The following is an 8,739-nucleotide window of genomic DNA, read 5'->3' on the forward strand; positions in this document are numbered from 1 at the left end:
ATGCCGCGTTTCCGGGTCTCGACGCCGCGGTCGGAAACGGGACGGCCTCCCAGCGCCACTCGCGGCGGATACGCGCACGGGATCGCTGGCGGCGGGTGGCTCTCCGTGCGGAACGGCTACGGTACTGCGCAACAAGTCCGTTGTAAGAAGGAGGCAAGCTGATGATGGGCATCAACGAGAAGAACGAGCGCCGTGAGCTGCTCGACGCGGTTGCAGATGCAGGAAGGCTGGCGAGGGGACTGGACCAGCTGCTCGAGTCGCTGGCGCACGCCGACCAACTGGACCCGCTCGACGTCGAGGGGATCCTGGCCCTGAGGTCGATAAGCGAGAGGTGTGCCGAGCGTATCGAGGACGCCGAGCGCATACTGGAGGCGCAGAACGAGGTCCTCTACGCCGAGGAGCGAACGTCAAGCCCCATTTGCTGCGAAAGCTAAGGAATGCAGTCCGAAACGAAAAACGTTCGCCGATTTCAATTAAAGGCTTCTTTTGCGCCCTCCTTTGGGTAAGGCTAAGGCATTAGCCGTCCCTGCATTCCCAGATGTCGCGCTGCACTGCCGCGTTAAAAAGCTGCTATTAATTTGTTTGGTTCTGTAAGACCAAAACTGACATGGGTCGCATCGCACGAGCCCTATGACTCCAAAGACCGCTCGGGGGAACCATCGACCGCATCAACATCGCACATTCGCTCCTCGACTCATTCATGAAGCAATTCAAGGATGTGTCCACCAAGCGCCTTTTCGCCTATCTCGATTGATTTCGCTGGTGACGAACCTTTATGGCGACCGATTCCCATACCGCTGAGCCCACGGACGCACGGCAGCTCGCCAACGGCACTTGCAATACCCGCATCCGCAATATGCTCAACGTCCAGCCGCCCTATATGGACTGCTGGGTCTCACAGGCGGCATAGTCGGCTAAAATGGTGGCACAGTGGCATACACGAGAGATAGGAACTACCATGCCTTCGAACATACCCGCAACCACCATCAGGATAGAGCCGGAGGTAAAGAGGGAGGCTTCGGCCATCCTCGACGAGCTGGGCCTTTCCATGTCTGCTGCGATGAACATGTTCCTCCGCGCGGTGATCCGCGAGGGCGGCATGCCGTTTGAGATGAAGGTGACTAGGTAGGAGCTTTGGTGACCGTTAAAAACGACAAACTTACTTGCATAGATTTGTTTGCTGGTGCGGGTGGCCTGTCAGAAGGACTTGAGCAGGCAGGATTCCACTCCCTGTTTGCCTCCGAGATAGTGCCCAGATATGCCGAGACATATGCTAAAAACCATCCGAACGCCGAGGTATGCGTTGCCGATATTCGTACCGTGAACCCGAAAGAGATCAGGGAGCGTCTTGATCTTGAAGTGGGCCAACTTGATTTGCTTGCAGGCGGTCCTCCATGCCAAGGGTTTTCGATTAACGCCCCTGTTCGATCCAGTGATGACCCGCGCAATCACTTGTTTCGCGAATACTTGAGATTCGTTGACGAGTTCAAGCCTCGCGCGGTTCTTATCGAGAACGTTCCCGGTTTGGTTTCGTTCGAGAAGGGAAAGACGCTTCACGCCATTCTCGATTCACTTGCGGACCTTGGGTATGGCGCCGATGTTCATATCCTCGGTGCTCCCTACTACGGTGTCCCGCAAATGAGATGGCGTACGATAATAATGGGTCTACGAGGGGCGATTATTCCTCAATCGGCATGGCCTGAGCCTGTCAGGCATGCTCCGGTGAGGGCAAACTTTGCGACCACATTCGACGGCAGACCGATTGTGAAGAAGCCTTCACCGGAGACATCGGCCCCGTTCACCACGGTACGCGATGCGATAGGTGACCTTCCACCGCTTAAAAGCGGTGGACGTGGTGAAACGGTAAAGGAATATCCTGTTGCACCTCAATGCGAGTACCAAGCGAATTTGAGAATAGGGTCGGCAGGTGTGATGAACCACGAGGCGCCACGTCTTTCGGCTATCAATCTCGAACGGCTTAGCCATATCAAGCAAGGCGGTAACTGGACAGATATCCCATACGATCTTTTGCCGAAAGGTATGAAGTCAGCCAGGCGAAGCGACCATACGAAGAGATACGGTCGCCCGAGATGGGACGAACTCGGAAGCACGGTTCTCACAAAGTGCGATCCCCACTGGGGTGCATTCTTCCACCCCGAACAGGATAGGACGCTTACCGTTCGAGAGGCCGCGCGTATCCAATCATTTCCCGACCACTACGTCTTTCTTGGCTCTCAGGCCGAGCAGTACGCCGAGGTCGGCAACGCCGTGCCTCCGATGCTTGCCTGTGCTGTTGGAAGATCTTTGCGAGCGGTTCTTGAGGGAGAGTAGATATGGCCGGAACAATCGTTGATTTCTTTGGATATCGAGCTGCAGATGATAGCGATGCGTCTCTTGAGGCAGTCGCCATGAATCTATGCCCGTTCCTTCACGACACCTGCACCAAGACGCTCGGGCGAGACGGCTCCTGCTCCGGTGTGTGCGCCGTAAAACAAGTATCGTCTGATCAGCGTATCATCTGCTGCCCAATCCGTCTCTATTCCGATGATTACGAGATTCTTCGAATCGTGTCAAGGAAGACGTTTGGGATTGACCTTGGCTTGTATTCAGGTCGCGCTGCTGTCGGGAAAGCTCGTTCCGAGGGTGGTGCCGTTGCCGTGTTCGGACACAGATGGGGAGGAGAACTGCGACTGCCGAAAAGAAACGGCGTTGGGAACTATTTTGCCGATTGGGTCTTGGCTCGGCTCGACGAGCGCGGCGAGCTCGCCGAGTTCACTTCAATTGAGGTTCAGACTATTGATACGACTGGAAACTATAGAGCTTCCCGCGCAGGTTTAATTGACGGTAGAAGAGAAATTAAATCAACCGTTGGTTTGAACTGGGAAAACGTCTCAAAACGAATCATCCCGCAGCTTGTTTATAAAGGACAGGTGCTTCAAAGAGAGCCTCTGTGTCGCTCTGGCTTGTGGTTCGTGACCCCTGAGTCGGTGTATTCAAGAATTATTGACAGACTTGGCGGTGCCAGAAATATGGCATTTGGATACGCCCCACAGCCGGGCGCCCTTCATTTTCTGCGATATGACTACGATGATAACGCTGAGTATGCAGAAGGCGTTCCGACGAAACTAATGGTCACCGGAGATGAATGCACGACGGTTGAGCAGGTCCAGGCGGCATTTAACAGAGTCAGGCTCCCAGAGCCAGGCGTGTACGGCAAAGCTCTGCGAGAAGCTTTGTACGGCTAGAAGATAGTGCACTTGCAGATGCGATAGCTGTAAGGAGCTCATGCAGAATCAACTCGCAGCTTGTCACGACGTCGATGTCTATGCCCATAATCGGGCCAGAAAACGACTCCTATAATTTCGGCTCTGCGTACATGTCGTTGAATAGTAACTGTGCGGCGATTTAACTACCGGTGCTTCGCTCGAACTATCTAGTCGACTTTTTCTGAGCACCAAGTTTATAAATCGCCGTCTCCTGTTGAAACGCAAGCACCGGGGTATTGCGCCGTCGAGGGAGAACGGCCCGCATGATCATCCGGTTCGCAACTGAGCCAAAACAACAGGCAATTGATCGGAAGGAATCAACTTGATTGTGCGAAAGTTGAAGATTGCTAATTATCGAGGCATTGAGCAACTCGAATGGGCAATTCCTGCCGACAAGAAACTCATCTGTATCATAGGCGCAGGCGATTCAGGAAAAACGACCGTATTGGACGCTCTTGATTGGCTCCTTGGCGACAGGTGGAACCTCCCAATTTCATTTGCGGATTTCAAAGACGAGTCGAAACCGATTGTCGTTACCGCTGCCTTGTCTCAAATTCCAAACGAATTGTTATCCATTGACTCCTGCGGACTGTGTTTGCAGGGCATATCGGAAGATGGCCAGGTTGCTTCCGAACCATTTGATGGTTTCGAGCAATGCCTCGTCGTCCAACTGTCAATAGGTATTGATTTTGAACCGACATGGTCGATTATTTGTCCTAACGGATCGTCCATACCATTCAAGGCATCTATAAGGAGAAAACTCGGTGTTTCAAAGCTCGACGAGAGGGTCGACACTCACCTTCGTTGGTCGCGCAATTCAGCACTGGGCAAGGTATCACGAGGTACCGATGGAGCTGAGGCGGCATTACGTAACGCCACTCAGGCTGCCCGCAATGCTCTGAACGAGCTCTCGGTGCCTGCGGACTTTGCCTCCGTGTTGGACGGCATTAGAGCCAGCGCCCAGGCGTTAGGCGCTGCTGACTACTCAGATATGACTCCAGGACTCGATGTTTCAAGAGGCGACGGCTACGGTTCACTCGCACTTTATTCGGGAAGTGTTCCCGTTCATCGCTATGGACTCGGCACGCGTCGCCTCACAAGCCTCGCGATACAAAAGCTCGGCGCCACAGATAAATCTACGCTCTTGATCGACGAGGCGGAAAGCGGTCTTGAGCCGCACCGCGTTATCGGCCTTATAGAGGCTTTGAGATCCGATGGGGATATTTCGCAAGCGTTCCTTACCACCCATTCAAGCAACGCTGTCGAGAGCTGCTCTGCTGCAGAAATTGCGATATTGGCCAATGGAGGAGGAGCGGCCCGGTGCTCTTTCGTGCCCGAAGAGCTCGAGGGCCTTCACCGCTCGAACCCTTCTCCCTTTCTGGCTCGGTCGATTATCGTTGTTGAGGGGCAAACGGAAGAGGGCCTTTATAGGGCTTTTGCGGAGCGCCACGATGACGAGTCTCGCACGCAAGGCAATCCGACTTTGGCAGCGCGCGGGGTATGTCTCTGCCAGGGCAACGGAGGCTCGAACGCCGTCTCGAAAGCGATAGGATTCGCATCTTTGGGTTACAAGGTTGCCCTTCTTGTAGACGCTGACGATTCCGACACTAATAACAAGTTGGAAAGTGCCAGAAAATCTGGCGTGCACATCTTCACATGGCCCAATGGCTGGTCTACGGAAAGCGCCATATTCGAGGCTCTGGAAAAGGAGCAGATATCCCAGCTGCTCGCGTTTATCGTAGATGAGGAAATAGTTCCACGCGAACGCATTAGCTCCGATTTCTCCAATAACGGATTAGGCACTTTTGACCCCTCATCGCCGGAAGCATGTTGGCTTGGCAGGCCCGAGGAGGACGTAAGGAGGATTCTTGTCGCCTCGGCTTCGAAACCGAGCGGGAAACGAAAAGGATGGTTCAAAAGCATTTCCGGAAGTATCGAACTCGGAAAATGGCTTCTCAGCACGGTTGCACATAGCAATCGATTCATCCAGTCTAATCTGCAAGAGACATACTACGAGCTACTAAACACTTTTCCGACGGAGGATTGATGGACGCCCCGGATAATGAGGCCAAAGCGCTTGCTGCCGACATCCTCTCCGCAGTCCCTTGCTCCATCGAACTTCCGGCAGGGACAGGAAAAACGCAGTTGATTGCATCGGTTACGAATCTCGCTTGCAATTTCGGAAAGAAGACCTTAATCCTCACCCATACCAATGCCGGAGTCTCCGTTATCAAAGATCGCCTTCATCGTTTCGGAGTTGATCCGTCCAAATACTCCGTGTTCACTATTTGCGCGTGGGCCGAACGGATTTCACATGCATATCCATCGCTCTCGAGGATAGATGCTGAAGCAACCCGCTCCGATCCCAACTACTACACCCAATGTGTCTTAGGGGCTGTCAAGCTATGCTCGTCCAATGTGTTTGGGCCTGTCATATTGGCCAGCTATTCGCTGATTCTTATCGACGAATATCAGGACTGCGACATGGCGCAACATCGCCTCGCGATTGCCCTTCGGGACATAATCGGGTCTGTCGCCGTCTTCGGCGACAGACTTCAGCGAATTTTCGATTTTAAAGGTCAGCAATTCCCTGATTGGGCATTAGATGTTGAGAACTCCTTCGTCCCATTGAGGTCACTCGATCCTAAACCTCACCGTTGGTCAAAGACAAATCCCGAACTCGGGAGATGGTTACTGGAATACGTCAGGCCAGAACTAATGGCTGGTGAGCAACTGGACTTCGAAACAATCGGCATCGCCAATGTGAAGCACTTTTTGTCGAGTCCGTCCCAAAGGGAAGTAATAAAAAGCGCATATGCAATGCAGCACAGAAGTAAAAGCGCCGCAGTGCTGTGCCCCAATCTCCCCCCAGTCTTTTCCGAAAGACTATCGAAGAGATTGGCAGGGTCTTTTGAGCTTGTAGAAGAAATGGAGGGTAAATTTGCTAGGGAACGATTGATGTCGTTTCCTTCACAGGGAAACTCTGGAGAAAAGGCAAGATGGTTTGCGGAACTTGTCCTTGAATGCCATTCGTGCCTTTCAAAAGTTCTCGATAAGCCGGTCCTCCGCGCATTGCAGGAGGGCAAATCCCTAGATCGATACCTGTCCGCAAAAGCTCGCAAGGACTACGCCGACGTACTCATCAATCTTGGGCTGGCTTCTCGAGAATTCGATCTGGCGACTTTTAAGAAAGCATGCAGTTCCATTTCCAATCGCTGTGGGTCTTATCTAGTTAGGCGAGAAGCCTGGAGTGATGCTTTGTTCGCCATTGAAACGTATCTCAATACGGAAGAGAATCTTGTTTCTGCGTTTGAACGCAGAAAGGCAAACGATTGGCACCGGCGGTATAAATCGACTTCGTTTAAGGTCTCGCGCGTTCTTTTAGTCAAAGGACTTGAATTCGACAGCGTCGCCGTCGTCAAAGCTTCGGACCAGAAAGCCTACTCAAAAGAAAATCTTTACGTTGCTCTGACAAGACCCACGCGCCAACTTGTGTTATTTGACTAACATCGCATATGAAAACCCAGCAAACGGTTCCTGTGGATAGAGATGAGCATGCATTAACTGAGCTTAAAGGGGATTCGCAGGAACCGCGGATCGTAGCGCGTAATCAATGCGGCGCATAATGAGCAGCTCCACCAAGCGAACAGCCGCTAACCCGGCACAACTCAAAGATACTTGCATCATCGTCAGTTTCTCCTTCGGCCGACTCATTCGTTGCTGGAGGAGTTCCCGTTTGCAACATTCCATCTGGTAACGCATCAGCTGGCTCGCCGAGCGCCAGGAATAACCCCATCACGAGATCGACCCTCTGTTGCAGGGACTCGCCCAGAACGCCGTAGGAGGCCGCCAGGTGCACCTCCTTGGTCAACTCCGCCATCGAGTCCTTGAGCGCCTTCTGCACGCCCACGGAGGGCTTTATGACCACCTGCGTGTCGGTGAGCTTGGCGATGATGTAGTCCTGCCGGCTCATGCCGCTCCAGGCGGCCATGTCGCATATCAGCTTGTGCTCCTCGGGCGTGCAGCGGAACGCCATCGTCTTGCTGCGCCTGCGGGCGCTGTTCTCGCACGGCATCCTCCTCACCCCTTAGCCCCGTCGAGCGCGGCGGCCATCTCGTCCTGCTTCGTGGGGAACAGGTGCGCGTAGCGGTAGGTGATGTCAACCGCCTCATGGCCCATGCGCTCGGCGATTGCCAGCGCGGAGAAGCCCATCTCGATCAGCAGGCTCACGTGGCTGTGGCGTATGTCGTGAATGCGGATGCGCTTCACTCCAGACGCCTTGCACCCGCGCTCCATCTCGTGGGCCAGGAAGTGCTTGGTAACGGCGAATAGGCGCTCGTCGGGCGCGACGTCGTCGCGCAGCTCGATGAAGTCCGCCATCTCGTCGCGCAGAAAGGCAGGCATGACGATCGTGCGCACCGACTTGGGCGTCTTGGGGTCGGTCACGGTGTCCACGCCGCGGAGGCTCTGGTACGACTTGTTGATGCGCAGCCGCGATCTCTCCAGCATGAAGTCGGACGGGGTGAGCGCCAGGAGCTCGCCGCAGCGGATGCCCGTCCAGTAGAGCAGCTCGAAGGCATGGAACGAGAGCGGCTTGTCCATGACGGCCTCGCTGAACCTCAGGTACTCGTCCTTGGTCCAGAACTGCATCTCGCCGCCCTTCTTAGAGCCTATCTTGTCGACCCTGCGCACCGGGTTGTCGGTGAGGCCGTAGTAACGCTCGGCATGGTTGAAGATGGCGTTGAGCTGGTTGTTCACCGTGCGCAGGTACGTCGGCGCCCAGGGCTTCCCGTCGGAATCCCGGTGCTCGGTGAGCTCGTTCTGCCACCTGATGACGTCGATCGGCCTCACGTCGCACATGCGCATGTCCCCGAAGAACGGCACCAGCTTGTCTTTGATGATGTACTCCTTGGTGATCCACGTGTGCTCGCGTATGCGGGGCCTCGCCTCCGAGGCGTACACCTCAACGAACTCGGAGAACGTCATGTCCATGGCTCCGCCGTTAAGGCTCTTGAACTGGCCCTCCCACACTGCGGCCTCTACCTCGGAGGAGAAGCCGCGCTTCGTCTTGTGGCGTTTCGAGCCGCGGGCGTCGCGGTAGTAGCACTGCACGTAGAACGTGCCGTTGGAGTCGTCCTTGTACACGGGCATGTCAGTCCACCTCCGGGAAGTACAGGGCGTCGAAGACGTCGCTCCGGACGCGCCCGCGGATCACCACGCGCCCGCGCGCCTCCTGCTCGGCGTTTATCTTCCTGATCACCTCGTAGGCGCTGCCTTTCTTGATCCTCAGCAGCTCCGCGACTTCGTCGGCGTCCAGCGCTGTTCTGCTTCTTGCTGGTGGTGTCGCGCATCTACGCACCGTTCGACCAGTGTCTCATGCTCATCGCCGAGCTGTTCGCGGCCAAAACGGCGAGCCTTCGTATGAAGAGCTTCTTCGAGGAGCCTCTGGCGCAGGGAGGCAATGACTACGCGC

At 54.9% G+C, this 8,739-nt stretch carries 9 protein-coding genes; 7 read left to right on the forward strand and 2 right to left on the reverse strand.

Going from position 1 to position 8,739, the window contains the following annotated elements; all coding sequences use genetic code 11:
* The 7 genes from CAP13_RS10550 to CAP13_RS08595 form a co-directional block, all read left to right on the forward strand.
* Window positions 1–146, forward strand: a 146-nt coding sequence (locus CAP13_RS10550) for a hypothetical protein (protein WP_218775348.1), incomplete at its 5' end; no start/stop codon positions are given.
* A 15-nt stretch (window positions 147–161) separates the two neighbouring features.
* Window positions 162–434, forward strand: a complete 273-nt coding sequence (locus CAP13_RS08570) for a hypothetical protein (RefSeq protein WP_085831196.1) — start codon at window positions 162–164, stop codon at window positions 432–434.
* A 524-nt stretch (window positions 435–958) separates the two neighbouring features.
* Window positions 959–1,129, forward strand: coding sequence for a type II toxin-antitoxin system RelB/DinJ family antitoxin (locus CAP13_RS08575; RefSeq protein WP_085831197.1), 171 nt, complete (start codon window positions 959–961; stop codon window positions 1,127–1,129).
* 8 nt (window positions 1,130–1,137) lie between these two features.
* Window positions 1,138–2,331: a DNA cytosine methyltransferase gene (locus tag CAP13_RS08580; RefSeq protein ID WP_218775346.1), complete on the forward strand. Its 1,194-nt coding sequence runs from the start codon at window positions 1,138–1,140 to the stop codon at window positions 2,329–2,331.
* A gap of 2 nt (window positions 2,332–2,333) precedes the next feature.
* Window positions 2,334–3,245: a NotI family restriction endonuclease gene (locus CAP13_RS08585; RefSeq protein WP_085831198.1), complete on the forward strand. Its 912-nt coding sequence runs from the start codon at window positions 2,334–2,336 to the stop codon at window positions 3,243–3,245.
* Window positions 3,246–3,594: 349 nt separating this feature from the next.
* Window positions 3,595–5,313: an ATP-dependent nuclease gene (locus tag CAP13_RS08590; protein ID WP_218775347.1), complete on the forward strand. Its 1,719-nt coding sequence runs from the start codon at window positions 3,595–3,597 to the stop codon at window positions 5,311–5,313.
* On the forward strand, window positions 5,313–6,773 hold the full coding sequence (locus CAP13_RS08595; RefSeq protein ID WP_085831200.1) for a UvrD-helicase domain-containing protein: 1,461 nt from the start codon (window positions 5,313–5,315) through the stop codon (window positions 6,771–6,773). The genes CAP13_RS08590 and CAP13_RS08595 overlap by 1 nt, the downstream gene beginning before the upstream one ends.
* Before the next feature lie 103 nt (window positions 6,774–6,876).
* Here CAP13_RS08595 and CAP13_RS08600 read toward each other — a convergent pair whose 3' ends face one another.
* Window positions 6,877–7,341 carry a plasmid mobilization protein gene (locus CAP13_RS08600; protein ID WP_085831201.1) on the reverse strand — a complete coding sequence of 155 codons (465 nt, stop codon included), beginning with the start codon at window positions 7,339–7,341 and terminating at the stop codon, window positions 6,877–6,879.
* Between the two features lie 5 nt (window positions 7,342–7,346).
* Window positions 7,347–8,417, reverse strand: a complete 1,071-nt coding sequence (locus tag CAP13_RS08605) for a site-specific integrase (protein ID WP_085831202.1) — start codon at window positions 8,415–8,417, stop codon at window positions 7,347–7,349.
* Between the last annotated feature and the right edge of the window lie 322 nt (window positions 8,418–8,739).

This window comes from Collinsella vaginalis (assembly GCF_900176655.1).
Lineage (GTDB): Bacteria > Actinomycetota > Coriobacteriia > Coriobacteriales > Coriobacteriaceae > Collinsella > Collinsella vaginalis.